The following is a 26,688-nucleotide window of genomic DNA, read 5'->3' on the forward strand; positions in this document are numbered from 1 at the left end:
GAATTTTAAACGCCTGTACAAGTTTACCACATTTTGAAAAGAATACAAGGAGAATAAAAAATTTTTTAGAATTTTAGTTCTAAATAAATTCTTTCACGAATACATATGATATAGACAAAATACCATCAAGAGGAAGGGGAACGTTAACTATGGCAGATAAGATTATTGAAAACAACCAGGTATCTATTATGGGAAAGATTGCATCAGACTTCACATTCAGTCATCAGGTATTCGGAGAGGGATTCTACACACTGGATTTAATTGTGAAAAGACTCAGTGATTCCGAAGACCGGATTCCGCTTATGGTCTCCGAACGGCTGATAGACGTGACGCAGGATTATGAGGGAGAGTACATTCAGGTGAATGGACAGTTCCGCTCTTATAACCGTCATGAGGAAAAGAGAAACCGGCTGGTGCTGTCTGTTTTTGCAAGAGAGGTCAGCTTCGTGGAAGAGGAAGACGATTCTATCCCGGTCAACCAGATATTCCTTGACGGGTACATTTGTAAACCTCCGGTTTACAGAAAGACACCTCTGGGAAGAGAAATTGCAGATTTGCTGCTGGCTGTGAACCGTCCGTATGGAAAATCAGACTACATACCCTGCATATGCTGGGGGAGAAACGCCCGGTATGCATCGGCCTTTGAAGTGGGCGGACATGTGCTGATTTGGGGAAGAATTCAAAGCCGCGAATATATGAAGCGGATTGGAGAAAACGAGACGGAGAAAAGGACGGCTTATGAAGTTTCTGTGAGTAAGCTGGAATATACGGAATAGGGCTTGCAATTCCCTGTAAACTGAGGTAAGATATACCATATTTACAGGTGGCATATGTTGGTATATTAGGAAGTAAGGTAAGAGAAATACAAGAGGATATGTCTATGGGAAAAGGAATGACAGAAGTACTCTGCGGCGGCGGTGTCGGCAAGACTACCTTGGCGATTGGAAAAAGTATCAGAGCCTCTGCAGCGGGCAAAAGCGTAATCATCATACAGTTTTTAAAAGGTAAAGAGCGCCGGGCGCTGGATTTTCTGGAAGAAATGGAAGGCCTGGATATTAAAATCTTCCGTTTCGAGAAATACGATACCTGTTATGAAAAGCTGAAAGACTATGAAAAAGTGGAAGAAAACAGAAATATTATAAATGGTCTTAACTTTTCAAGAAAAGTGATTGCCACCCAGGAATGTGATTTCCTTGTTCTGGATGAAATTTTAGGACTGGTGGATTACTGTATCACAGATATTCAGGAAGTAAAAGAACTTTTAAAAATGAAGGACGAAGATATGGATATTATTCTGACGGGCCGTCGTTTTTATGACGAACTGAATGAAAGTGTGGACAGAGTTACCCGGATTGAAACAGAATATGAGGCAGAACAGGAAGAGACAGATTGACAACATTGCAGAAGAATGGTATATTTACTAATAACTGATAGGGAAAGATAGAGGATGCGTTTTTTATCAGTAGACGGCTGGATATGCAGGGATAGGAGAAGGCCGGTGAAAGGAAAAAACGCCGAAAGGATAAGACTCCTGCGGTTTTATTGCTTGGGCATACAGTGAAGAACTGTATGACTGTCATCAAAACGATGGTGCGCTATCTGAAGGATATAGTAATAGCAGGGATGTTCGTATTCTTTGGAGGCTGACAGATCGTCCGCCTCTTTCTTTTACTCAAAAACGGGCGGAAGCCTTATTTATGAAGGAGGAAATCAAATGGCAATTTTTAAAGGTGCAGGTGTAGCTATCGTAACCCCGATGCTGCCAACAGGGGAAGTAAATTATGACAAATTAGATGAAATCTTGGAATTTCAGATTAAAAACGGCACAGATGCGGTTATTATCTGCGGAACTACGGGCGAGTCTTCCACATTAAGTCACGGAGAGCATCTGAAAGCAATTAAATTTACCATTGACAGAGTAGCGAAGCGCATCCCGGTTATTGCCGGCACTGGTTCCAATTCTACGGAGACGGCAATCCAGATGTCAAAAGAAGCGGACAGCTATGGTGCAGACGGACTTCTGCTGGTAACTCCTTATTATAATAAGGCGACACAGAAAGGCCTGATTACTCATTACAGCGCAGTGGCAAAAGAAGTATCCGCCCCGATTATTATGTATAACGTACCAAGCCGTACCGGATGTAATATTCAGCCGGAAACAGTGGCTTATCTGGTAAAGAACGTGGATAATATTGTAGGTCTGAAAGCAGCATCCGGAAATATTTCCCAGATTGCAAAAACCATGTCCCTGGCAGACGGTGATCTGGAACTTTACTCCGGAAATGACGATCAGGTTGTTCCGATTCTGGCTCTGGGAGGAATCGGAGTGATTTCCGTATTATCCAATGTAGCGCCACGTGAAACCCATGACATGGTTGCAAAATTCCTGGCCGGAGATGTAAAGGGAAGCTGTGAGATTCAGTTAAAAGCAATTGATCTGGTTGAAGCCTTATTCTGTGAAGTGAATCCGATTCCGGTGAAAGCAGCCCTGAATTTAATGGGAATGGAAGTTGGTCCTCTTCGCCTTCCTCTGACAGAGATGGAACCGGCCAACCTGGAGCGGCTTCGTAAGGCGATGATTGACTTTGGAATCAAACTGGCTTAGAGGACAGTCTGACTTTATCTGAACGGTCAGAAGGAGGAAATGATGGTAAAAATTATAATGCACGGTTGTAACGGCTATATGGGGCAGGTTATCAGCGGGCTTGTGGAAAAAGACCCCGGCGCTCAGATTGTAGCCGGAATTGATATAGCAGATAACGGAAATAATTCATATCCTGTTTATACGAAGGCAGAAGACTGTCAGGAAGAGGCAGATGTCATTGTAGACTTTTCTTCTGCAAAAGCAGTGGATGCCCTGCTGGATTACAGTGTAAACAGACAGATTCCGGTGGTTGTCTGCACCACAGGCTTAAGTGAGGAGCAGTTAAAGAAAGTGGAGGAAGCCAGCCAGAAGGTGGCGGTGCTGAAATCAGCGAATATGTCTCTGGGGATTAATACCCTGTTAAAATTAATCCAGGATGCGGCAAAAGTGCTTGCCACAGCAGGATTTGACATGGAAATTGTGGAAAGACACCACCGTCTGAAACTGGACGCTCCCAGCGGAACAGCGCTGGCTCTGGCAGACAGTCTGAATGAGGCTATGGACGGCAAATATCATTACGTCTTTGACAGAAGCCAGGAACGCAGACAGAGGGAAGACCTGGAAATCGGAATTTCTGCAGTTAGAGGCGGAACCATTGTAGGAGATCATGAAGTAATCTTCGCAGGACCGGATGAGGTCATCGAATTTAAGCATACGGCTTATTCAAAGGCTGTGTTTGGTAAGGGAGCCATTGAGGCTGCTAAGTTCCTGAAAGGAAAACCTGCAGGAAAATATGATATGAGCGATGTGATTGGATAAAAGAATTATTAAAAAAGTCAGCGTTTGCTGGCTTTTTTTCTTTGTCAGAAGCCGGAAAAAATTTTCGCAGTAATTAAAAAAATGTTTAAAAAAGAGAAAACTGTATATATTAATAGCATCGAGAAATTTCTAAAGAAAAGGAGACTGGGATATGAAGAAAAGAAGAAATGTTCTTATGGGAGCTGCGTTAGTTCTGGCTTTATGTATGATGACAGGATGCGGTGACAGTAATACTTCAGAAGAAGATACAGGCACTGTTGTGGAGGAGAAGGATACTGACACGAATACCGGCACAGATACCAATACGGATACGACCGATAATATGGATAATAAGGCAGATGACAGAACAGACAGCACCACAGATAATGAAAGGGATAATTCCGGCGCCGACAACGATGGCTCCAGCGTGGCAGAAGATCTGGGAGAAGGAGTCAGAGACGTAGGCGACGGAGTGGGCGATGCTGTGAAGGATGCAGGAGACGCAGTGGAAGACGCTACGGATGAAATGACAGGAAATAGCAACAATACGTCTGAGAAATCTACGGCTACAGAAAGAAATAACGTACAGGAATAGAGAATGTCGGACGACACGCCGCATAAAGGAAGCTATGCGGCACTACATAGTTGAAAAGAGTTCCTTGTCTCAGACAGAAAAAGCAGATATAATTTGTATGAAGAAAGAGATAAGGAGATGCGCTATGAAATTTCGGCCATGTATTGATATACATAATGGAAAAGTAAAACAGATTGTAGGCGGAAGCCTGAAAGATGAGGGAAATCAGGCGGAGGAAAATTTTGTATCCCGTCAAAGCGCAGGGTTTTATGCAAATCTGTACCGGAAAAAAGGATTGGCGGGAGGGCATATCATTCTGCTGAATCCGTCCGGTTCGGAATTTTATCAGGATACGAAAGAGCAGGCTATGGAGGCTCTCAGGGAATACCCGGGAGGACTTCAGCTTGGAGGAGGGATTTCTCCGGAAAACGCAGAGGAATTTTTAAAAGAAGGAGCCAGTCATGTGATTGTGACCTCCTATGTATTTAAGGATGGAAGAATTTCTTATGAAAACCTGGAACGTCTGGTTCGGACCGTGGGGAAAGAACATCTGGTATTGGATTTAAGCTGCAGGAAGAAGGACGGCAGATATTATATCGTTACCGACCGCTGGCAGAAATTTACTGCAGTGGAGGTGACGCCGGAGGTAATGAAGGAACTGGGAGAAAGCTGTGCAGAGTTTCTGATTCATGCCGTAGATGTGGAAGGTAAGGCAAGAGGCATAGAGAGAGAGCTGGTAAAAATACTGACCCGTTATCAGGAAAAACCTGTTACCTATGCAGGAGGTGTGGGTACAATGGAAGATCTGCAGGAACTGAAAAGATGGGGAGAAAGCAGAATCGATGTGACTGTGGGCAGCGCCCTGGACATTTTCGGCGGGTCCCTTCCTTTTGAGGAGCTTTGTCTCCTTGGGAAAAAATGAGAAATTTATGAAAAATTAATAAAAGTGTATTCATAATTCTGATAATGTGGTATAATATGACTACATCAAACAGTAAAGGGGATGGATACATGAATTTTATAATTAGCGGAAAGAACATTGCAGTGACTGATGGACTTCGGACAGCAGTTGAGGACAAGCTGGGTAAGCTTGAACGGTATTTCACTCCTGACACAGACATTCATGTAACTTTAAGTGTAGAAAAAGAAAGACAGAAGATTGAAGTAACGATTCCTGTAAAGGGGAATATCATCCGATCGGAACAAGTCAGCAATGATATGTATGTATCAATTGATCTGGTAGAAGAGGTGATTGAACGGCAGCTTCGCAGATACAAAAAGAAAATCATTGATAAAGAACAGGCGGCAGGCAGTTTCCAGCAGGCATTTATAGAAAAAGAGTACGAGGAAGATGAAGAAGTAAAGATTATTCGTACCAAAAAATTCGGTATTAAACCAATGTATCCTGAAGATGCATGTGTACAGATGGAACTGCTGGGACATAATTTCTTCGTATTCAGAAATGCGGAGACAGAAGAAGTCAATGTGGTGTATAAAAGAAAAGGAAATACCTATGGCCTGATAGAGCCGGAATGTTAAAAAAAGAAGAACGACCGTTTCAGTTTTATGCTGAAGCGGTCGTTTTATGTAAAAAAACGTTGTGTTAAAAGATTAAGAAAGCTGCCCTGCCTTTCGGATGCCCAGAAGGTTTTTCAGAGATTCTTCCTGCAGTAACAGGAGTCCGAGGCTGGCAGATAAGGGAAGGATGCAAAACCAGATGCTGTGCATACCGGAGGTTTTCCATGCCAGGTATTCCAGAGCTACTCCGGTGTGGAAACTGAGAATGGTTCCGCCGAAAAAAGCCGCCTTTCGGGCGTGCTGCTGTTTCTGCTCTGTTTCAGAGGCATCGCATAACAGATATTCGGTCACAGACAGAACGGTCTGTTTCATATTATTGGTGGAAAAAATAGTGGAGCTGACATACCCTTTGGCTCCTTTAAATACGCACCACTGAAAAGCGGTAACAAAGAAAACCGGATATAAAGCAATCAGAGGATCCATGTGAACGGGAAAAAAGCCGATGGCGATCACCACACAGGCATCCAGAACAATGGTCAGATATTTTAAATTCAAAGAGGTTTTCTTAGCCAGTACAGCAGAGAGAACCATGGAACCGCCGTAAATCAACAGGGCGCCCAGACGTATGGCTGCCTGGGACAAATCCCGGCCGAGAATATCGCATACCAGTTCAATTAAGTTTGCCGTCTGAGCGGAACCGAAAATATCCATACGGCTAAGCAGAGCATAAGCGCCCAGAAAACCGCCGCATACGGCCATCAGATAATGGATGGGAACATCAAATACTTTTTCTTTTTCCAATAAAAACGCCTCCTCACTGGTTGCTATTATAGCACCATTTGAAAAGGGAGAAAATCTTAAAATTCAACAAAATAAATGAAAGGAGAGGATTTGTCCATAGAATATTCAATAAAAATTCATTGTTTTCATTCTTAGAAAGTGCTAAAATAGAGCAGTACTGTTTTAAGGAATAGAATGAAATAATAGGAGTATTGATAAATGAACGTAATATCAAAAGTTTTCGGAACTCACAGTGAGCGTGAGCTAAAGAGAATAAAAGGGACAGTTGATAAAGTAGAAGCTCTGCGCCCTCAGATGCAGAAACTGACAGATGAAGAGCTGAAAGAGAAGACCAGAGAGTTTAAGAAGCGTCTGGAACAGGGGGAAACACTGGATGATTTATTACCGGAGGCTTTTGCAACGGTAAGGGAAGCAGCGAAACGTGTATTGGGAATGGAGCCGTACCGGGTACAGATTATCGGTGGAATTATCCTCCATCAGGGACGTATTGCCGAGATGAGAACCGGGGAAGGTAAGACCCTGGTTTCTACCCTGCCTGCTTATCTGAACGCCCTGGAAGGAAAGGGAGTTCATATTATTACGGTCAACGACTACCTGGCTCACCGTGATGCGGAGTGGATGGGGAAAGTCCACGAGTTTCTGGGACTTACGGTAGGCTGTGTCTTAAACAGCATGAAAAGCGAAGAGCGTCGTGCGGCATACGCCTGCGATATTACCTATGTAACCAATAACGAGGATGGTTTCGACTATCTGAGAGACAACATGGTTATTTATAAAGAGCAGCTTGTACAAAGAGATCTCCATTATGCGATTATCGACGAGGTGGACTCCGTTCTGATCGACGAAGCGCGTACGCCTCTTATTATTTCCGGACAGAGTGGAAAGTCCACAAAACTCTATGAAGTCTGCGATATTCTGGCTCAGCAGTTAGAGCGGGGCGAGGCCAGCGGCGAAATGACCAAGATGGCCGCTATCATGGGCGAGGAAATTATTGAGACCGGGGACTTCGTCGTAAATGAAAAGGACAAGATTGTAAACCTGACCGAACAGGGTGTGAAAAAGGTTGAGAAATTCTTTAACATTGAAAATCTGGCGGATCCGGAGAATCTGGAAATCCAGCATAACATTATCCTGGCTCTGCGCGCCCATAACCTGATGCACAGGGATCAGGATTATGTGGTAAAAGACGACGAAGTATTAATTGTCGATGAATTCACGGGACGTATTATGCCCGGCCGCCGTTATTCCGACGGACTTCATCAGGCCATTGAAGCCAAGGAACATGTGAAGGTAAAACGGGAGAGCAAGACACTGGCTACAGTTACCTTCCAGAACTTCTTTAACAAATATAAGAAAAAATCCGGTATGACAGGTACTGCGCTGACAGAAGAGAAAGAGTTCCGCGATATTTACGGAATGGACGTAGTGGAAATTCCTACGAACCTGCCTGTTCAGCGTAAGGATCTGGACGACGCCGTTTATATGACCAAGAAGGAAAAATACCGCGCGGTAGTGGAAGCGGTAAAAGAGGCACATGCAAAGCATCAGCCAGTTCTGGTAGGTACCATTACCATTGAGATTTCAGAATTAATCAGCAAAATGCTGCGCCGGGAAGGAATTCCCCATAATGTGCTGAACGCCAAGTTCCATGAGCAGGAGGCAGAAATTGTCGCCCATGCGGGAGAGGCGGATGCGGTTACCATTGCTACCAACATGGCGGGCCGTGGTACGGACATTAAGCTGGACGACGTGGCAAAAGCTGCGGGCGGTCTGAAGATTATCGGTACAGAACGTCATGAATCCAGACGTATTGACAATCAGCTCCGCGGACGTTCCGGACGTCAGGGAGACCCGGGAGAATCTAAATTCTACATCTCTCTGGAAGACGATTTAATGCGTCTGTTCGGTTCCGAGCGTCTGATGAATGTATTTAAATCTCTGGGTGTGGCAGAGAATGAGCAGATTGAACATAAGATGCTCTCCAGCGCTATTGAGAAAGCCCAGATGAAGATTGAGAGCAATAACTTCGGTATTCGTAAGAATCTGCTGGATTATGACCAGGTGAATAATGAGCAGAGGGAAATTATCTATAAGGAAAGAAGAAAAGTTCTGGACGGAGACAATATGCGGGATGCTATTTTCAGCATGATTACAGATATTGTAGACAGCCGTGTGGATATGTGTCTTTCCGACGACGTAGATTCCGAAGAATGGGATTTAAATGAACTGAATTCTGTATTGCTGCCGATTATACCTCTGAAGCCGCTGACTTTGGAGAAAGTAAAAGGGAAGAAGAAAAATACAATTAAACACGAGCTGAAAGAAGAAGCGGTGAAACTGTATGAAGCCAAAGAAGCAGAATTTCCCGAGGCCGAGCAGATTCGAGAGCTGGAGCGCGTGGTTTTACTGAAGGTGATTGATAATAAGTGGATGGATCACATTGACGATATGGAACTTCTGCGCCAGGGTGTGGGACTTCAGGCATACGGCCAGAAGAACCCGGTGGTGGAATATAAGATGAGCGCCTACGAAATGTTCAACGCCATGACAGAAAATATCCAGGAAGATACGGTACGTATGCTGTATCATGTACATGTACAGCAGAAACTGGAAAGAGAACAGGTGGCGAAGGTGACCGGAACCAATAAGGACGAAAGCGGTCCCAGAAAACCGGTTCAGAGAAAAGAGGAAAAGGTTTATCCAAACGATCCCTGCCCCTGCGGAAGCGGCAAAAAATACAAACAGTGCTGCGGAAGAAAGAAATAAGAAATAATAAAAAGATGCTTTTACCCCCCCCCCGTTTGACCGGGCGTAAAGGCATCTTTTCTTTTTGGGGAAAAGTATCGGTCAGGCTGTCAGGAGGAGCACCCGTCTTCGCAAAGCGCTTTCTGGTATTGTACCAGGGCCTCCCATTGTCCGGGACTGAGGCTGTCAGGAATTCGGATATGCAGTTTTACATATAAATCGCCCCGGCCGCCCATTTTCCTGGGACGGATCAGTCCCTGGTTCAGAATCCGGAGTTTTCTCTCCGGAGAAGTTCCGGCAGAAACGGAAACACAGAGCGTGCCCTCCAGAGTGGGAACTTCAATGGTTCCCCCGAGAACCAGGGTAGGATAGTCCACGGATACGTCTGTGTGCAGATGGTAGCCCTGACGGATAAATCCCGGTTTTTCCCGCAGAAGTACAACGACGATATAGTTTTTGGGGGAAAGGGAATCTTCCTGTTTCCTAAAAAAATCGGTTTCGTTTTTCAGAATGTCTTTCAGATAGAAGAATTGATGTTCGTAGGTTCCCTTTGGAAGCTTTATCTGAAACTCCCAGACTTTACCGGGGGAGGAGGAAGAGGCTTTTTCCGTATAAGAAACCGTTTTTATTACTTCTTTCAGAGTTTCTTCCAGTTCCAGAGTCACTGCAATGCGGATACTTCTGGGAGGGATGGTTTCTTCGGAGTCCTCTTTGCGACGGGCACAGGCTTTGCAGTGGCCGTCCCGGGATGCAGAGTCAGAATACCCACGGGCATAGGCGCTCTGACGGTAGGCGGCATGTCCGTAGTAATCGTACTGCTTTCGTTTATCCGGATCAGAAAGAACCGCATAGGCTTCGGAGATTTCCTGGAATTGTTCTTTGATTTTGGGGTTATCAGGCATAGCGTCCGGATGGTATTGCTTTGCCAGTTTCCGGTAAGCTGCCTTAATCTCTGCCTGGGAGGCAGAGGATTTTACACCGAGAATTTCGTAATAGGTTTTCATAATCTGACCTCCTGAAAGTGGACAAAAAAGGTTTAATATTATAAACTGATTGTAACTCATTTTCATGGAACATGCAAGAGAGATTGTTTTTTTGGGTGGGTTATGATATTGTATAGGATAGAATTTTATAGGAAGAAAGAGGTGAAGCTATGGTTGAATTAGATCAGTTTAAGAGTATTTTAAGCTCTTATACAGAACCATTGGTGGAAGTGAGGGATTCACTTTGACCTGGCTAACAAGGAAAAGCGAATCGAGGAATTAGAAAGAGAGATGGAGGCTCCGGATTTCTGGGATAATCCTGAACGTTCTCAGAACATGATGAAAGAGCTGAAATATTTAAAGGACGATATGGAAACCTATCAGAATCTTCAGTCTCAGATGGAAGATATGGAGACGATGATTGAGATGGGATACGAGGAAAACGATCCGGAGCTGATTCCGGAAATCCAGGAGATGCTGGATCAGTTTGAGAAGAGTTTCGAGAGTATTCGTATTAAGACGCTGTTGTCCGGAGAATATGACAAAAATGATGCTATTGTAAAACTGAATGCGGGAGCAGGCGGAACGGAAGCCTGCGACTGGTGTTCCATGCTGTACCGTATGTATACCCGCTGGGCCGACCAGCATGGCTATGCCCTGGAAGTCCTGGATTATCTGGACGGAGAAGAGGCGGGAATTAAATCTGTGACCTTTGAAGTCCGGGGGGAGAATGCCTACGGTTATCTGAAATCAGAGAAGGGAGTTCACCGTCTGGTGCGTATTTCTCCGTTTAATGCAGCCGGAAAGAGGCAGACGTCCTTTGTATCCTGCGACGTTATGCCGGATATTGATGAAGATTTGGATGTGGAGATTAACGACGAGGACATCCGGATTGATACCTATCGATCCAGCGGAGCCGGAGGCCAGCACATTAATAAAACCTCATCGGCCATCCGTATTACCCATTTCCCCACAGGAATTGTGGTACAGTGCCAGAATGAACGTTCTCAGCATATGAATAAAGATAAGGCGATGCAGATGCTGAAGGCCAAGCTGTATCTTCTGAAGCAGCAGGAGAACGAAGAGAAACTCTCCGGCATTCGGGGAGAAGTGACAGAGATTGGCTGGGGCAACCAGATCCGTTCTTATGTCATGCAGCCGTATACCATGGTCAAAGATCACCGTACCGGAGAAGAAACCGGAAATGTGGATGCGGTACTGGACGGAGAGATTGATCTTTTCATAAACGGCTATTTAAAATGGATAACCTTATCCAAAAAAAACTTGCAGAGCTAAGGGTTGTATGCTAATATCTCTGTATGGAAAACAAATGTTTCCTGCTAACGTACAGTAAAGGGTTGGTAAATGGAGAATATGGAGAAAAAGAAGAATTACTATGTTGTAAAAGAAAAAGCGATTCCGGAAGTGCTTTTAAAAGTGGTAGAAGCCAAGAAACTTCTGGATACCGGAAAAGCCGATACCGTTCAGGATGCGGCGGAGCAGGTGGGGATCAGCAGAAGTTCTTTTTACAAGTATAAAGATGATATTTTTCCATTCCATGAGGAAACAAAAGGAAAAACTATCACATTTATTATTCAGATGGAAGATGAGCCTGGAATTTTATCAGCAGTTTTACAGACGATTGCACATTTTCGCGGGAATATCTTAACGATTCATCAGAGTATTCCCATTAACGGAATCGCGACGCTGACTCTGAGCGTGGATATTCTGCCCGGGGACGGGGACGCGGCGGCGATGGTAGAAGTGATTGAACAAAAAGAGGGGATTCATTATCTGAAAATTTTAGGAAGAGAATAATCAGGAGAAAGATGAGGAGAGACGTATGATTCAGATTGCGGTACTGGGCTACGGCACTGTGGGAAGCGGTGTGGTAGAAGTAATTGAGACAAACCATAAAAGCATCAATAAAAATGCGGGAGAGGATATTAATATTAAATATGTGCTGGATTTAAGAGATTTTCCGGGAGATCCGGTGCAGAAGATTCTGGTACATGATTACGAAGAAATTGTAAATGATCCGGAAGTAAAAATCGTGGTAGAAGTAATGGGCGGTATTGAGCCGGCTTATACCTTTGTGAAACGTGCGCTGAATGCAGGGAAATCCGTAGTTACTTCCAATAAAGCCCTGGTGGCAAAACATGGTATTGAGCTGCTGCAGATTGCAAAGGATAAGAATATCAATTTCTTATTTGAAGCAAGCTGCGGCGGCGGAATCCCCATTATCCGCGCTCTGAATTCCTCTCTGACTGCCGATGAAATCGACGAGATCACAGGAATTTTAAACGGTACCACCAATTATATGATGTACCGTATGGATGTGGAAGGATGCCAGTTTGAAGACGCTTTAAAAGAAGCCAAGGAAAAAGGATATGCGGAAGCGGATCCCACCGACGACATTGAAGGATACGATGCATGCAGAAAGATTGCCATCCTTTCCTCACTGGCATTCGGACAGTTTGTAAATTATGAAGAAGTCTATACGGAGGGAATTACCAAAATTACGGCAGAAGACATGAAATATGCCAAAGCGATGGGTAGAACCATTAAACTGCTGGCCAGCAGCAAAAAAGTCGGCGATGATTTCTACGTAATGACGGCTCCCTTCCTTCTGGGACCAAACAGCCCTCTGTTCTCTGTAAACGATGTGTTTAACGGCATTTTCGTTCACGGAAACGTACTGGGAGACGCTATGTTTTACGGAAGCGGCGCAGGAAAGCTTCCTACCGCCAGCGCCGTGGTAGCCGATGTGGTAGACGAGGCGAAACATCTGAACCGAAATATCATGATGAACTGGTCCAGTAAGAAACTGGAAATCATGGATGTGAACGATGCCGAGGGCAGATTCTTCGTTCGTATGAAGGGAAATCTGGCGGACGATCTGGCAAAGGCAGAAGAACTCTTCGGCAAAGTTGAACCGTTGGAAGTTCCGGGTCTGGAAGGAGAATTCGGTTTCGTAACCTCTACGATGAAAGAGGGCGAATATCACAAAAAGGCAGAACAGACAGACAAGATTCTGGGCATGATCCGAATCAAAGAATAGGAGCAGGATATGAAATATATTGTTATTCTGGGTGACGGAATGGCTGACTGGCCCCTGGAAGAACTGGGACAGAAGACGCCTCTGGAATATGCCCATACGCCGGTTATGGATGAACTGGCAAAACGATCCGAGGTGGGGATGGCGCAGACGATCCCGGAGGGAATGAGCCCGGGAAGCGATACGGCAAACCTGTCGGTGATGGGATATGATCCCAGAAAATATTATACGGGACGTTCTCCGCTGGAGGCTTTAAGCATTGGCATTGATATGAAGCCGGAGGATATGGTTTTCCGCTGCAATATTGTGACTCTGACAGAAAAAGACGCTCCCTACGAGGAGCAGGTGATTCTGGATCACTGTTCGGATGAGATCTGTACGGAGGATTCCAGAGTATTGCTGGAAGCAGTTTTAAGCCAGATGGATTATCCGGAATACGTCTTTTATCCGGGAACGGGCTACCGTCACTGCATGATCTGGGAAAAGGGACAAAAGCCCCGCCTGACGCCGCCCCATGACGTACTGGGGCAGACCATAGGACAGTATCTGCCGGATAATGAAGATTTTCTTGCCATGCAGAAAAAAAGTTATGAGATATTAAAAGATCATCCCATTAATGTGGAAAGAAAGAAAAAAGGGCTGCACCCGGCCAACAGCTTCTGGTTCTGGGGAGCCGGGACAAAACCGGCTCTGAGTTCTTTCTTTGAAGAACATCAGAAGAAGGGCGCCATGATTTCAGCGGTAGATCTGCTGAAAGGAATCGCTGTGGGAGCTTCTATGGATAATATTACCGTGGAGGGAGCCAACGGCGGGTTTGACACCAACTATGAAGGGAAGGCGGACGCCGCAGTTAAGGCTTTAACTGAGGATGGTTATGATTTCGTCTATGTTCATGTGGAGGCTCCCGACGAAATGGGGCATCAGGGACATATTGACAAAAAGATAAAGTCCATTGAGTTTCTGGACAGCCGGGTGATTGCCCGGGTAAAAGCGGGACTGGATGCGTCGGGAGAAGACTACCGGATGATGATACTGCCGGATCATCCCACGCCCATTGCAGCAAGAACCCATGTTTCCGATCCGGTTCCCTACCTTTTATACGACAGTAAAAATCCGCAGAACCATACCTGGAATTATAATGAGAGAGAAGTGCGGGCGGCTTCCGGCGAAACGGTCTGCGGATGGGATTTGATGAATCATTTGTTACAACAGAAATAAAAGAGAAATACCAGGCAAAAACAGCGCGATTTTCATAAAATGAAAAGAGGCTGTTTTTTGCCGGGGGAGGAAAATATGCTGATAGTAAAGAAATTTGGCGGCACGTCAGTGGCCAATAAAGAAAGAATTTTCAATGTGGCCAGACGCTGCATTGAGGAATATAAAAAGGGAAACGATGTGGTGGTGGTATTGTCCGCTATGGGAAAATATACGGATGAGCTCATTCGTATGGCGAAGGACATTCATGAGAAACCGCCGAAGAGAGAGATGGATATGCTGTTTACCATCGGAGAGCAGATGTCCGTGGCCCTGATGGCCATGGCTATGAATAAGCTGGGAGTTCCGGCTGTATCCCTGAATGCTTTTCAGGTGGCTATGCATACCACAAGCGCATATGGAAATGCACGACTGAAAAGAATTGATACGGAGCGGATTCAGACAGAACTGGAAAACCGTAAAATTGTAATTATTACCGGTTTCCAGGGAGTCAACAAATACGATGATTACACTACCCTGGGAAGAGGAGGATCCGATACCACGGCGGTGGCCCTGGCTGCTGCGCTCAGGGCGGATGCCTGTGAGATTTATACAGATGTGGACGGAGTCTATACAGCGGATCCCCGCCTGGTTCCCAATGCCAGAAAACTGAAAGAAATTACTTATGATGAGATGCTGGATCTGGCTACCCTGGGAGCCGGCGTGCTCCATAACCGTTCTGTGGAAATGGCAAAGAAATACAATGTACCCCTTGTGGTGCGCTCCAGTTTAAATGAATCAGAAGGAACCGTTGTGAAGGAGGAAGTAAAAGTGGAGAGAATGTTAATCAGCGGAGTAGCGCTGGATAAAGATGCAGACAGAATTTCTGTAATCGGATTAAAGGATGAGCCGGGAGTTGCCTTTGCTTTATTTGACACCCTGGCTGCGAAGAATATTAATGTGGATATGATTATCCAGTCCATTGGACGCCACGGTTCCAAAGATATAACCTTTACGGTGGATCACACGGAACTGGATGAAGCGGTTCGTGTTTTAAAAGAGAATCAGTCCCGTCTCGGATACCAGGAACTTTTATCTGAGACCAATGTGGCCAAGGTTTCTATTGTGGGCGCAGGAATGATGAGCAATCCGGGCGTAGCTGCCAAGATGTTTGAAAGCCTTTATAACGAACGGGTGAATATTAACATGATTGCCACTTCTGAGATTCGCGTAACCGTACTGATTGACGTCAATGATGCAGAGAGAGCCCTTCGTGCCGTGCATGATGCCTTCGGCCTGGGAGAATAAAGGCATATGAAAAAATTAGATTTTAATCTGGTTCTGATTGGCTTTATGGGAAGCGGAAAAACTACTGTCGCAGAATATCTGCACGGCCTTCTGGAAATGGAGGTTGTGGAAATGGATCAGGTGATTTCCCTAAGGCAGCAGATGAGTATTCCGGAAATCTTCGGGAAATACGGGGAGGAGTACTTCCGGGATCTGGAAACGGAACTGCTTAAAGAACTGCAGGAGAAAACCAATGTGGTGATTTCCTGCGGCGGCGGTGTTCCTTTACGGGAACAAAACGTGCAGGAAATGAAGAAAAACGGGACCGTTATCTGGCTGACTGCTTCTGCAGAAACCATTTATGAACGGGTGAAAGAAGATCAGAACCGTCCCCTTTTGAAAGACAGAATGAGTGTGGAAGGTATTGCCCGGTTAATGGAGTCGCGCAGAGAGAAGTATGAAAGTGCGTCAGACATTCTGATAGCTACCGATGGAAAAACCATAGAACAGATAGGGAAGGAGATTCTGGAAAATCTCTGAGAAAAGAAAGACGGGCTGCCGGGAATTGTCCCGGTCAGCCCGTTTTACACGGTGATAAGAAATTTAAGCTTCTGCATTATAATCGTCCTGTGGGTATGGGGAATCCATGGGCGGATTCTCTCTCACAGCGTCCAGTTCTCCGGTGATGTCCAGATAAAACATGGTATTTGCCATCTGTATATAGGGAGTTACCCATATAAGGGCGATTCCGCAGGTCAGGACAGAGAGAAACACAAGGGGAAGGAAGCTGAGGCGCAGGAAGATGTAGCGTCCCTTATTTCCTTTCATCAGACGGGCGCTCTCCCGGAAAGCGGCCATGGCTTCCAGATCCGGGTAGTCGATTAACAGCAGGTAAACCTGGCACAGAGGAAGCGTAATCAGGAAATCCAGCAGTACGCTAAGTTCCAGAGTCAGTAACAGGGGCAGGCTGTATTCGGCCAGTTCCTCGATGGTGAGCTGTTCCGGCATACGGTACAGGATGATATAGTAAGGAATGGAAGTGATCAGATTAATCAGAGTCAGGAAAAAACCTGCAATGATAATCCGGTCAGGCTTCCGGGAAAACATAGCCGTCAGGTTGCTGAAAGAATAGGGCTGTTTCCGCGCAATATTTAAGAAAATCAGATTCAGTCCTGCGGTAAATACAGTGAGAATCAGGGACAGGATAAAGCTGAAAGCATGGTCTGCAAGGACTGCAAACAAAGAAGTTCCGCCGAAGAGATAGGTGGAAAGGGTAGTCAGCATACCTACCAGAATATTTATGGTTAAAGATGCCAGAATGGGAATCATATAATTGCCGCGCAAAGCTGAGAGGGCCAGAATTTTTAAGTCTTTGGATTTACGACGCATAGAAAAACCTCCTGATTTAATAAATACAAATATTATAGCAACATTGGAAAGAATATACAAGATAATGGAAAGAGAAAGGACGAGCCATGAGAAAGAAGATGGAGAAAGTCATATATGGAATGCTCTGGGCGCTGGCGGCTCTCGGGACAGCGGCGTATTTCAGTCTGAAAAATATAAAAGCCCTTTCCTACATGCCCTGTCTTTTTTACAGGGTCACTGGTTTTTACTGTCCGGGCTGCGGAGGGACACGAGCCTTCTGGGAACTGTGTCACGGGCATTTGCTGAAATCCCTCTGGTACCATCCCCTGGTACCTTATGTATGCGTCCTTTCGGCCTGGTATCTGTTCAGCCATACCATTGAGTACCTTTCACGGGGAAAATGGAAGATGGGAATGAAGTACCGGAATATTTATTTGTATCTCTGTGTGATTCTGGTTATGGGAAACTGGGTGGTGAAAAATCTGCTGCTGGCTGTCTGGGGTATTACACTGTAAGAAAGGGAGGAGACAATTGTGAAAATCCGGAAATACAAACCTTCAGACTGTGAAGAGACGAGAAAACTTTTTTATGAAACCATACATACGATAAATGCCGGAGATTATACGAAAGAACAACGGGATGCCTGGTCAGCCGGAGGTTCAGATTTAAAGAAATGGAACCGTTCTTTACTGGAACATTATGCACTGGTGGCAGAAGAGGACGGAAAAATCACAGGTTTCGGGGATATAGATGAGAACGGATACCTGGATCGTCTGTTTGTCCATAAGGATTATCAAAACAAAGGCGTGGGAAGGGCTCTGTGTCAGAGGCTGGAAGAGACGGTGAAGGAGCAGCTGGTGACAACAGAAGCCTCCATCACGGCAAAACCCTTTTTTGAAAAAATGGGATACCGGGTAATAAAAGAACAGCAGGTACAAAGGCAGGGTGTTTTTCTGACCAACTACTGCATGAGAAAGGAAAAAGACGGATGAGGGGTGCTTCATCCGTCTTTTGTATGGATTAATCGTAATAATCGTACAGATAATATTCCAGGCTGCTTTCGCCCGGGAATCCGTAGTCTGACTGTGCTTCATCGTTGGCAAGCATGCCTATAAAGAAGAAAACAGCGGTAATGAGGCCTAAGACCACGCCTGCGATGGAGAGACCCAGTCCGACTTTGGCCATGGTCTCCATGGATTTGCCTTTTCTGGAAAGAATAGCAAAAATAATACCTAAGGCGCCTAAAACGATGCCGCCGATTCCGATGCAGCAGCAAAGTACCAGGGAAAGGATACCCATTACCAGAGAAGCGATTGCCATAGGACTTGCAGGGGTCTTTCCGTTCTGAGGCTGATAGCCGCCGGATGAACTATAACCGTTGTTTGCCTGTCCGTAGGAGGAATAGCCGTTCTGTCCGTAGGAATAGGTGTTGGCCTGGGAATAGTTCTGGCTGCCGTCGTTCTGATAGGTATCTGCTGTATTCTGCTCCGGAGTTGTCTGGCTGTTATATGTATCTGCAGAAGTTTCCGGTACAGGAGAGCTGCCGGAATTGCTGGTTGTGTCTTCAAAGTTATTGTTTTCCATAACAGTTCCTTCCTTTCTTAAAATTCTGAATTTTATTGTACCACGTTCTCATGCAGGAGACAAGCAGATTCCAAACAAAAGGTCCTTACTTGACAAATAGAAGGGGGATTGATACATTTAAACACACGTAAGAACTTTCATAAAGGAGACAAACACATGCAAATTATTGAAGCTTTGACAGAAGAGCTAAAGGTGCAGAAATGGCAGGTAGAGGCTGCCGTTGGATTAATTGACGAGGGGAATACCATTCCTTTTATTTCCAGATACAGAAAAGAGGCAACCGGATCTTTAAATGATGAACAGCTTCGTAAACTGCACGAACGTCTGCAGTACCTCCGGAATCTGGAGGAGAAGAAAAATCAGGTACTTTCCAGTATTGAAGAACAGGGAAAGCTGACAGAAGAACTGAGAAAGCAGATTGAGAAGGCTCAGACCCTTGTGGTGGTAGAAGATTTATACCGTCCGTATCGCCCCAAACGGCGGACACGGGCCACCATTGCCAGGGAGAAAGGGCTGGAAGGGCTGGCTGCTCTGATTCTGCTTCAGAGAACGGAGAAGCCCTTAGAAGAGGAGGCGAAGGCCTATCTATCTGCGGAAAAAGGGGTGGAAACCACAGAAGAAGCTCTGGCAGGGGCCAGAGATATTCTGGCCGAAGGAATTTCAGACGAGGCAGATTTCCGCATTTATATCCGCAAATTAACTATGAAAAAGGGGACGATTGTTTCTTCGGCGAAAAAGCCGGAGGAATCTTCTGTCTATGAGATGTATTATGAGTTTGAAGAAAAAATTTCCAGGATAGCAGGATACCGGGTGCTTGCTTTAAACAGAGGGGAAAAGGAAAAAATTCTGACGGTGAAAATTCAGGCTCCGGAAGAGGAAATTCTCCGCTACTTAAAGAGTAAGGTGATCAGCAGAGAAAATCATTATACAGGCCCTGTTCTGGAAGCGGTGGCGGAAGACAGTTACCGCCGTTTAATTGCCCCGGCCATTGAAAGGGAGATTCGCAGCGAACTGACGGAGAATGCGGAAGACGGAGCAATCTCCGTATTTGGAAAGAATCTGGAACAGCTTCTGATGCAGCCTCCTATTGTGGGACAGGTGGTTCTGGGATGGGATCCGGCTTTTCGGACCGGATGTAAGCTGGCCGTGGTAGACGCCACAGGAAAGGTTCTGGATACCACCGTAATTTATCCCACAGCGCCCACAACAGAGAAAAAAATTCAGGCGGCCAAGGCAAAGCTGAAAGAGTGGATTGAAACCTATAAGATTACATTGATTTCCGTGGGGAACGGAACGGCCAGCCGGGAGTCAGAACAGATTATTATTGAACTTTTAAAAGAAATCCCCCAGAAAGTCCAGTATGTGATTACCAATGAGGCGGGAGCTTCCGTTTATTCCGCCAGCAAACTGGCCACAGAAGAATTTCCCAACTTTGATGTGGGACAGAGAAGCGCAGCTTCTATTGCCAGAAGACTTCAGGATCCCCTAGCGGAGCTGGTGAAAATTGATCCCAAATCCATCGGAGTAGGCCAGTATCAGCATGATATGAACCAGAAAAAACTGGGGGCGGCCCTGGAAGGCGTGGTGGAAGACTGTGTAAATAAGGTGGGAGTTGATTTAAATACGGCTTCTGCTTCTCTGCTGGAATATATTTCCGGCGTTTCCAAAACGATTGCTAAAAACATAGTGGCTTACCGGGAAGAAAACGGCCGTTTCCGCAGCCGCAGAGAGCTGTTGAAAGTAGGAAAACTGGGACCGAAGGCCTTTGAACAGTGCGCCGGGTTTATGCGGATTCTGCAGGGCGACAATCCCCTCGATGCAACCAGCGTCCATCCGGAAAGCTACGAAGCGGCAGAGAAACTTCTGGAGAGGCTGGGCTATACGAAAGAAGACATTACCGGCGGCAAACTCACAGGGATTTCCAGACAGATTAAGAATGAGAAAAAACTGGCTGAGGAACTGGGAATCGGAGAAATTACCCTGCAGGACATTGTGAAGGAAATGGAAAAGCCTGCCAGAGATCCCAGAGATGAGATGCCCAAACCCATCCTGAGGACAGATGTTATGGAGATGGAAGATTTGAAAGAGGGAATGATTCTCAAAGGCACAGTGCGAAATGTGATTGATTTCGGCGCCTTTGTGGATATAGGCGTTCATCAGGACGGACTGGTACATATTTCCGAGCTTTCTGACAAATTTGTGAAACATCCTCTGGAAGTTGTAAGCGTGGGGGATGTGGTAGAGGTAAGAGTTCTCAGCGTGGATGTAAGGAAGAAGAGAATTGGCCTGAGTATGCGGGGAATTTCCTGAGAATGTTGCCTTTTTCCCGATTTTTCTTTATACTGAGAATAAAAGACAGAAAATGGGAAGAGAAGGTGCTGTAATGGGAGAAAAAAGAAAATTTCAGGTTTCCTTTCTGAGAGAAAACTGCAGTGTAACTGTGGAAGAAGGCACAACGGTGCTGCAGGCGGAAATTGAAGGAGGGCTTCAGCCGGATGCACCCTGCGGAGGGATGGGAACCTGCGGTAAATGTAAAGTCCACATTCTCAACGGGAGCCATCCGGGGATTCAGAAAGCCTGCTGTGTGAAGGTGACAGAAGATCTGACCGTGGATTCCTCGGTGCGGGAAGAAGGGGTAGCAATTCTGGAAAACGGGGAGAGTCGTCTGGTGCCGGCTGATCCTATGAAAGCAGAGGGGCTTGACAACCGGTATCTGGCTGCCTTTGACGTAGGGACGACAACAGTGGTGGGCTATCTGTTGGACGGAGAGAGCGGAAAACAGATTGCCCATGCCAGTATGCTGAATCCTCAGTCTCAGTATGGAGCTGATGTAATTATGCGCTGCAATTACGTGCTCCAGAACGAAAAGGGGAAAGAGGCTTTAAGTCATGCCATTCGAACAGCTATGAATCAGCTTCTGGAACGGCTGGCGAAAGATGCATCCATTGATAAGAAACAGATCAGCCAGGTTTCCTTTGTGGGAAACACCTGTATGCATCATCTGTTTCTGGAGCTGAGCCCCGATTCTGTGGTGAAGGCGCCCTACGTGCCGGCCATGAAAGAGCCTGTAACAGCAGAAGCCGGAGAATACGGAATTGAAATCCACCCCCGGGGACGGCTGTTGGTTCTGCCAAACATCGGAGGATTTGTAGGAGCGGATACGGTAGGCTGTCTGCTGGCTACGGATTTTGATCACCGGGAAAAGATTGCTTTAATGATTGATATAGGAACCAACGGGGAGCTGGTTCTGGGGAACAAAGAGAGAATGGTGGCCTGTTCCACCGCCGCCGGTCCGGCTTTTGAGGGAGCGAAGATTCACTGTGGGATGCGGGGTGCAAAAGGAGCCATTGATCATGTCTGGAAAGAGAATGGAGAACTGAGATATTCGGTTATTGGAAAAGGAGAGGCCAAAGGAATCTGCGGTTCCGGTCTGATGGATGCGGTGGCTCTGCTCTTAAAAGAAGAAATTGTAGAATCCTCCGGCCGTTTCTACGATCGGGAGGAGCTGGAAACGGAGTTCGCGCGCAAGCAGGCAGACCGCTTAACAGAGGTGGAGGGGAAACCAGCTTTCTTTCTGGGAGGCCAGGTATTTCTGACCCAGAAAGACATCCGGGAAGTGCAGCTTGCCAAAGGTGCGATGGCGGCGGGAATTACCCTGATGTGTCGGTATCTGGGAATTCAGAAGGAAGAAATTCAGGAGGTGCTGGTGGCGGGAGCCTTTGGAAATTATATGGATCCCAAAAGCGCCTGCGCCATAGGACTGATTCCCCAGGTTCTGCTAAAGAGGGTGCGCCCGGTGGGAAACGCGGCAGGCGAAGGGGCCAAACTGGCCGTGATAAACAGGGAAGAATTTCAGCATGCCGCTTCCATTTATGAAAAGGTGGATTTCCTGGAACTGGCTGCAGAGAAAGATTTTCAGGATGTGTTTGTGGACGAACTGGAATTTCCTGATTATGAAGAAGAATGAGAAAAAGGGTTTTCGAAGCGGAAGCTTTGAAAGCCCTTTTTCTTTCTGCGATTGTCTTAAAATCGCAGCAGAGGGGATATATCTGAGAGTCTGCAGCCGGGGCTGGCATCACAGACCCTCATCAGAAAATTGAGTTTGTCGATGCGCTCGCCGGAGCGGGGAGCTCCGTTTTTAATAAAAGGAACAGAAAGTCCCACGGCCAGATCCATAACCACATCGCCAACTACGCCTCCGGAACGTCCGGACGGGGTGGCGAGCAGGTGGTTTTTCCTGGCAAAGTCATAGGCTTTTAGAGCCTCGGTGATGGTTCCCACCTGATTGGGTTTCAGGATAAAACCATCGATGGCAGCAAGGCGGCAGGCCTTCTGCAGGCGTTTCGGATTGGTGGCAATGAGATCGTCTCCCAGAAGCAAAGCGCCTGTAATCTCCTGGTGGGCTTTCTGCCAGCCGTCCCAGTCGTTTTCGTCTAATAAATCCTCGATGAAGACGAAGGGAAATTTCTCTGTGAGATTTTTTACATACCGGATTAGCTGCCCGGAGGAAACCTGATCTCCTTTCAGCAGATAGGTTCTGGAAACTGGATTGTACATTTCGCTGGAAGCACAGTCCAGGGCAAAGGCCATTTTTTCCGAGTAGCCGCACCTTGCAACGGCTTCCTGCATCAGTTCCAGGACGATTTCCGGATCTTCTGAAGGAGCCGCATAGCCGTAAGAGGGAGCAATTTCCGGACTCTTTCCTCCCAGAAAGCGGGTGAGGACGGACTTTAGTTCCTGGAACGTGTTTACCCCCATTTCCACAGCCTCGTAAATATCGCAGGCTCCGTAAGGGAGAATCAGAAATTCGTTGAAAGGCTGTACCAGATCCGAATAGCGGCCTCCGTTTATGATGTTAAAGCTGGGGATGGGGACAGTTTCAATTTCTTTCTGAGCGATATAGGAATATAAGGGCTGACGGCAGCAGGCCGCGGCGGCCCGAAAAGCGGCGATAGAAACAGAGTAGATGGCATTGCCGCCCAGATTTTTTTTATTTTCTGTTCCGTCCAGTTCTATCATTCTGTGGTCAATGGCAGGAAGATCCAGCACATCCATTCCGATTAAAGCCGGAGCCAGCCGCCGGTTTACATTTTCCACGGCTTTATGTACGCTCATTCCGTGATACTCTTTTGGGTTGTGATCCCTCAGCACAAAAGATTCATACATCCCTACGGAAGAACCGGTGGGAGCGCAGCCGGTACCTGAAAATCCCCCTTCTGTGATAACGTCTACTTCCACCATGGGACGGCATTTACAGTCGATGATCTGCCGCGCATGGATTGCCTGTATTCTGGAATTCATAGGAATTCTCCTTTCCGTTGGTTTTCGCTTTCTATTGCAGGAACGTATAAAATATTAAAGTCGCATAAATTGGTTCCTGTATTTCCGGTGAAAACCGTATCGTTTATTTCTTTTAATGCTTCATAGCAGGAATGTCCGCGAAGAGCGGCATACAGATCCACCCCTTTTTGAAGAGCCCTCTGGAGGCTGGCTGAGTCTGTGAGCCCGCCGGCAACGGGAGTGGTACCGTCTGTTCCCTCAGAGTCGATGGAGAGCATACAGGCGCCCTTTGTTTTGGCCGCCAGAATGGCAAAGGCGGCGGTCAGCTCCTGGGAGGGGCCTCCGTGGCCGGTTATCAGGCGGTTGTCCAAAATCCGGGTCGTAACCTCTCCGGAACTTAAAAGAACACAGGGGGCCGGAAAAGGATTTCCGTAGGCCTGTATCTCCCGGGCGACAGAAGCGAAGAAAGTACCGGCATCCCTGCTCTCTCCTTCCAGAAAAGAAGTGAGGATGAAGGCAGGAATCCCCATGCTTTCGGCAATTTCTTTTGCGTAAATGCAGGAATCCAGTAAAGTGTTTAATAGAAAATAGGTGTTTTCCGGAAATTCCTTGGGAGTTTCGCACTCCGGGCCTGCCTGCATTAAGTATTCCACCACCCGTTTCGGAAGCCTGTCAGCCACGTGATAATCTTTTATGACTCTGCGTGCGTCCTCCAGGGTGGTTTTATCCGGCCCCATGGGAGTGCTGGCGTAATGTTCATAAGGGATTCCGATATTTCCGGTGGCGGGAGTCCCCACGGCATCGCTGATGCCAAAACCAATCAGTTCTGCCCCCACAGACTGAATCCGCTTAGCCAGCATACCGCCGTTCATAGCGGAAATATGGCGGCGGATCGCGTTGATTTCGTAAATATTGGCGCCGGATTTTAACATAACGTCAGTGGTCTGGATTTCATCTTCCAGAGTAATACCCTCTATAGGACAACTCATTAAGGCAGAACTGCCTCCGCTGATAACCACCAGGAACAGATCCTCCGGCCCGGCCTGATCCACCAGTTCCAGTATTTTCTGACAGGCCCGGTAGCCTTCCTGATTAGGAAGAGGATGTCCTCCCACATACACGTCCGTATGATGGAAAACATCCGTTTCCTCCGGAACTTTTACAATAACGATACCTTTTGTCAGGTAGTCTCCCAGGATTTCATCCACTGCCATGGCCATATGATTGCAGGCTTTGCCGGCCCCCAGCAGATACACGTGGCGTTTTTTGGAAAGATCCCAGGTTTTCGTTCCGATATGAAGGCAGGAGCCTTCCATGGACATGATGCTTTTGATTCTCAGGGAGGCATCCAGCCTTTCCAGTGTTTTTTCTGTAATATCTAATACAATTTTTCTGGATTTCACGTCTCCGTGTGAGAGCAGTTCCTCATAATTACGTATTTTTCTCATTTTTTACGCTCCATTCTCAGCAAATAGTGCACAGTAGAAATATACAGAAAAGAAGAATGATTGTACAATGTGTATTATTTGATACAAAAATGTGAGTTTAGTATATTGTAATATATTGCTTAAGTCAATGGATGAGCGAAAAATAATAAAAAAATAGCATTATAAACGAAAAATAGTTATAAAATTGTGCGATAAGTAAAAAATAAAAAGAATACTTGACGAGTATTCTAATATATTATAAGATTAAAAATGTATTAAATAATACATAACGTACAGAAGAAGAATGAAAAAATACGAAAAGGAGAGAATGCCCATGGGGAAAAGAACGGAATTTTTATATTTGTCAGAGAAAGATACCATAGAAGCCGGGGTTCTGGATGTGGAAATGTGTATCGACAATGCTCAGGAAGTATTTAAGCTGTTAAGCATTGGCGATTATCTCATGGGAGGAAGCAGCCATAACAGTCATGGGTTAGGGCTGGTTTTTCCGAAAGAGTCTCCCTTCCCCAATATGCCTCTGGCAGGTCCGGATCGCCGCTTTGTGGCCATGCCGGCGTATCTGGGAGGCGACTTTGATGTCTGCGGAAACAAATGGTATGGATCCAACGCCGCCAATCCGAAAAAGGGTCTCCCGCGTTCTGTACTGACTCTGAATTTAAATGATAAGGATACAGGAGAACCTCTGGCCTTTCTGTCAGCGAATCTGCTGAGCGCGGCAAGGACAGGAGCTGTTCCGGGAGTAGCGGCCCGGTATTTGGCCAGAAAAGATTCTGAGACGGTGGCGGTTCTGGGGTGCGGACAGATCAATCGCTCCTGTCTGAGAAATATCCTGTCCCAGCTTCCGAAGGTGAAGAATATTGTCTGCTACGATATTTTTGAAACTGCATCCAAAAAGTATCTGGACTGGGCCAGGGAGGAGCTGAAGGTGGATGGCCGTACCACAATGGACGTGCAGGACGCTTTAAAGGACGCGGATGTGGTTACAGTGGCTGCCTCCCGCCTGAAACCTCTTTATATAAAAGATGAGTGGCTGAAAGAAGGGGTGACGCTTCTGATTACCGGTCCGGTGCAGACCGATGCTTCTTACTGGATGAGCACCAATTTAATTTATGACAATACAAAGCTTCATGAAACCTATGTGCAGGAAGCGGTGGAGTCCGGCGATAAGGAACAGTATTATGACGGGGTTATCGGAGGGCCTATATATCGTCTCATTGACGCCGGAAAAATGCCGAAACTGCAGGATTCCGTAAGTCTCGGGGATGTGATCCTGGGACAGAAGGAAGGGAGGAAATCAGAAAAAGAAAGAGTGACTTTTGTGGCATGCGGAATGGCTGCTTTCGATGTTGGGCTTGGATATGCCCTGTATCAGAAAGCTCTGGAGAAAGGAATCGGAACGAAATTATTACTCTGGGATTCCCCTTTCCAGGCATAAGGAAAGAGTCTGGAAAGAAGGTTAACGGAAA

At 46.3% G+C, this 26,688-nt stretch carries 24 protein-coding genes, 1 pseudogene and 1 riboswitch; of the genes and pseudogenes, 19 read left to right on the forward strand and 6 right to left on the reverse strand.

Annotated elements, in window-relative coordinates; genetic code table 11:
* Positions 1-149 precede the first annotated feature (149 nt).
* From B5F53_RS08405 to hpf, 7 genes are all read left to right on the forward strand, one after another.
* Positions 150-776, forward strand: a complete 627-nt coding sequence (locus B5F53_RS08405; RefSeq protein WP_087222303.1) for a single-stranded DNA-binding protein — start codon at positions 150-152, stop codon at positions 774-776.
* A gap of 104 nt (positions 777-880) precedes the next feature.
* The gene (locus B5F53_RS08410) at positions 881-1,393 is read left to right on the forward strand and encodes a cob(I)yrinic acid a,c-diamide adenosyltransferase (RefSeq protein WP_087222305.1); all 513 of its coding nucleotides are present in this window, start codon (positions 881-883) and stop codon (positions 1,391-1,393) included.
* 40 nt (positions 1,394-1,433) lie between these two features.
* A riboswitch (Lysine riboswitch) is annotated at positions 1,434-1,606 on the forward strand.
* Positions 1,607-1,714: 108 nt separating this feature from the next.
* Positions 1,715-2,605: a 4-hydroxy-tetrahydrodipicolinate synthase gene (gene dapA, locus B5F53_RS08415; protein WP_087222307.1), complete on the forward strand. Its 891-nt coding sequence runs from the start codon at positions 1,715-1,717 to the stop codon at positions 2,603-2,605.
* Positions 2,606-2,647: 42 nt separating this feature from the next.
* Positions 2,648-3,403: a 4-hydroxy-tetrahydrodipicolinate reductase gene (gene dapB, locus B5F53_RS08420; RefSeq protein WP_087222309.1), complete on the forward strand. Its 756-nt coding sequence runs from the start codon at positions 2,648-2,650 to the stop codon at positions 3,401-3,403.
* 151 nt (positions 3,404-3,554) lie between these two features.
* Complete coding sequence (locus B5F53_RS08425) at positions 3,555-3,977, forward strand: hypothetical protein (RefSeq protein ID WP_204246918.1); 423 nt, start codon at positions 3,555-3,557, stop codon at positions 3,975-3,977.
* Positions 3,978-4,101: 124 nt separating this feature from the next.
* The gene (gene hisA / locus B5F53_RS08430; RefSeq protein ID WP_087222310.1) at positions 4,102-4,878 is read left to right on the forward strand and encodes a phosphoribosylformimino-5-aminoimidazole carboxamide ribotide isomerase; all 777 of its coding nucleotides are present in this window, start codon (positions 4,102-4,104) and stop codon (positions 4,876-4,878) included.
* Positions 4,879-4,967: 89 nt separating this feature from the next.
* On the forward strand, positions 4,968-5,495 hold the full coding sequence (gene hpf / locus B5F53_RS08435; protein WP_087222312.1) for a ribosome hibernation-promoting factor, HPF/YfiA family: 528 nt from the start codon (positions 4,968-4,970) through the stop codon (positions 5,493-5,495).
* Positions 5,496-5,567: 72 nt separating this feature from the next.
* On the opposite strand, the gene B5F53_RS08440 is transcribed toward hpf, so the two are convergent.
* The gene (locus tag B5F53_RS08440; RefSeq protein WP_087222314.1) at positions 5,568-6,275 is read right to left on the reverse strand and encodes a YoaK family protein; all 708 of its coding nucleotides are present in this window, start codon (positions 6,273-6,275) and stop codon (positions 5,568-5,570) included.
* Positions 6,276-6,473: 198 nt separating this feature from the next.
* Here B5F53_RS08440 and secA point away from each other — a divergent pair, with 198 nt between their 5' ends.
* A complete protein-coding gene (gene secA, locus B5F53_RS08445) occupies positions 6,474-9,041 on the forward strand; it encodes a preprotein translocase subunit SecA (protein ID WP_087222316.1) in 2,568 nt (855 codons plus the stop codon).
* Positions 9,042-9,130: 89 nt separating this feature from the next.
* Here the strand turns inward: secA and B5F53_RS20565 are convergent, their stop codons facing one another.
* A complete protein-coding gene (locus tag B5F53_RS20565) occupies positions 9,131-10,024 on the reverse strand; it encodes a DnaJ domain-containing protein (RefSeq protein WP_162610562.1) in 894 nt (297 codons plus the stop codon).
* Positions 10,025-10,173: 149 nt separating this feature from the next.
* On the opposite strand from B5F53_RS20565, the gene prfB reads away from it, so the two are divergent.
* The 6 genes and pseudogenes from prfB to B5F53_RS08480 form a co-directional block, all read left to right on the forward strand.
* A protein-coding gene (prfB, locus tag B5F53_RS08455; protein ID WP_140398231.1) for a peptide chain release factor 2 occupies positions 10,174-11,299 on the forward strand; the annotation gives its coding sequence in 2 pieces (ribosomal slippage) (positions 10,174-10,248 and positions 10,250-11,299; 1,125 coding nt in all).
* 78 nt (positions 11,300-11,377) lie between these two features.
* The gene (locus tag B5F53_RS08460) at positions 11,378-11,821 is read left to right on the forward strand and encodes an ACT domain-containing protein (protein WP_204246919.1); all 444 of its coding nucleotides are present in this window, start codon (positions 11,378-11,380) and stop codon (positions 11,819-11,821) included.
* 25 nt (positions 11,822-11,846) lie between these two features.
* On the forward strand, positions 11,847-13,064 hold the full coding sequence (locus tag B5F53_RS08465; protein WP_087222324.1) for a homoserine dehydrogenase: 1,218 nt from the start codon (positions 11,847-11,849) through the stop codon (positions 13,062-13,064).
* Positions 13,065-13,073: 9 nt separating this feature from the next.
* The gene (locus tag B5F53_RS08470) at positions 13,074-14,279 is read left to right on the forward strand and encodes a cofactor-independent phosphoglycerate mutase (protein WP_087222326.1); all 1,206 of its coding nucleotides are present in this window, start codon (positions 13,074-13,076) and stop codon (positions 14,277-14,279) included.
* A gap of 75 nt (positions 14,280-14,354) precedes the next feature.
* Positions 14,355-15,563, forward strand: a complete 1,209-nt coding sequence (locus B5F53_RS08475) for an aspartate kinase (protein WP_087222447.1) — start codon at positions 14,355-14,357, stop codon at positions 15,561-15,563.
* Between the two features lie 9 nt (positions 15,564-15,572).
* A pseudogene (locus tag B5F53_RS08480) lies at positions 15,573-16,082 on the forward strand (shikimate kinase); the annotation flags it as partial.
* Positions 16,083-16,145: 63 nt separating this feature from the next.
* Here B5F53_RS08480 and B5F53_RS08485 read toward each other — a convergent pair.
* Positions 16,146-16,931 (reverse strand): DUF975 family protein, encoded by a 786-nt coding sequence (locus tag B5F53_RS08485; protein WP_087222331.1) that lies wholly within the window; start codon positions 16,929-16,931, stop codon positions 16,146-16,148.
* 86 nt (positions 16,932-17,017) lie between these two features.
* Here B5F53_RS08485 and B5F53_RS08490 point away from each other — a divergent pair, with 86 nt between their 5' ends.
* Positions 17,018-17,425: a DUF2752 domain-containing protein gene (locus tag B5F53_RS08490; RefSeq protein ID WP_087222333.1), complete on the forward strand. Its 408-nt coding sequence runs from the start codon at positions 17,018-17,020 to the stop codon at positions 17,423-17,425.
* Positions 17,426-17,443: 18 nt separating this feature from the next.
* Positions 17,444-17,902, forward strand: coding sequence for a GNAT family N-acetyltransferase (locus B5F53_RS08495; protein WP_087222335.1), 459 nt, complete (start codon positions 17,444-17,446; stop codon positions 17,900-17,902).
* 28 nt (positions 17,903-17,930) lie between these two features.
* Here B5F53_RS08495 and B5F53_RS08500 read toward each other — a convergent pair whose 3' ends face one another.
* Complete coding sequence (locus tag B5F53_RS08500) at positions 17,931-18,494, reverse strand: DUF4190 domain-containing protein (protein WP_087222337.1); 564 nt, start codon at positions 18,492-18,494, stop codon at positions 17,931-17,933.
* A 156-nt stretch (positions 18,495-18,650) separates the two neighbouring features.
* Here B5F53_RS08500 and B5F53_RS08505 point away from each other — a divergent pair, with 156 nt between their 5' ends.
* A complete protein-coding gene (locus B5F53_RS08505; RefSeq protein WP_087222339.1) occupies positions 18,651-20,804 on the forward strand; it encodes a Tex family protein in 2,154 nt (717 codons plus the stop codon).
* Between the two features lie 73 nt (positions 20,805-20,877).
* The gene (locus B5F53_RS08510) at positions 20,878-22,461 is read left to right on the forward strand and encodes an ASKHA domain-containing protein (RefSeq protein ID WP_087222341.1); all 1,584 of its coding nucleotides are present in this window, start codon (positions 20,878-20,880) and stop codon (positions 22,459-22,461) included.
* Between the two features lie 56 nt (positions 22,462-22,517).
* Here B5F53_RS08510 and eno read toward each other — a convergent pair whose 3' ends face one another.
* The gene (eno, locus tag B5F53_RS08515) at positions 22,518-23,795 is read right to left on the reverse strand and encodes a phosphopyruvate hydratase (RefSeq protein WP_087222343.1); all 1,278 of its coding nucleotides are present in this window, start codon (positions 23,793-23,795) and stop codon (positions 22,518-22,520) included.
* Positions 23,792-25,222, reverse strand: a complete 1,431-nt coding sequence (locus B5F53_RS08520; protein WP_087222345.1) for a glycerate kinase type-2 family protein — start codon at positions 25,220-25,222, stop codon at positions 23,792-23,794. The genes eno and B5F53_RS08520 overlap by 4 nt, the downstream gene beginning before the upstream one ends.
* 313 nt (positions 25,223-25,535) lie before the next feature.
* Between B5F53_RS08520 and B5F53_RS08525 the strand changes: the two genes are divergently transcribed.
* Positions 25,536-26,657, forward strand: coding sequence for a tyramine oxidase subunit B (locus B5F53_RS08525; protein ID WP_087222347.1), 1,122 nt, complete (start codon positions 25,536-25,538; stop codon positions 26,655-26,657).
* Positions 26,658-26,688 lie beyond the last annotated feature (31 nt).

Source organism: Blautia sp. An249 (genome assembly GCF_002159835.1).
Lineage (GTDB): Bacteria > Bacillota > Clostridia > Lachnospirales > Lachnospiraceae > Blautia_A > Blautia_A avistercoris.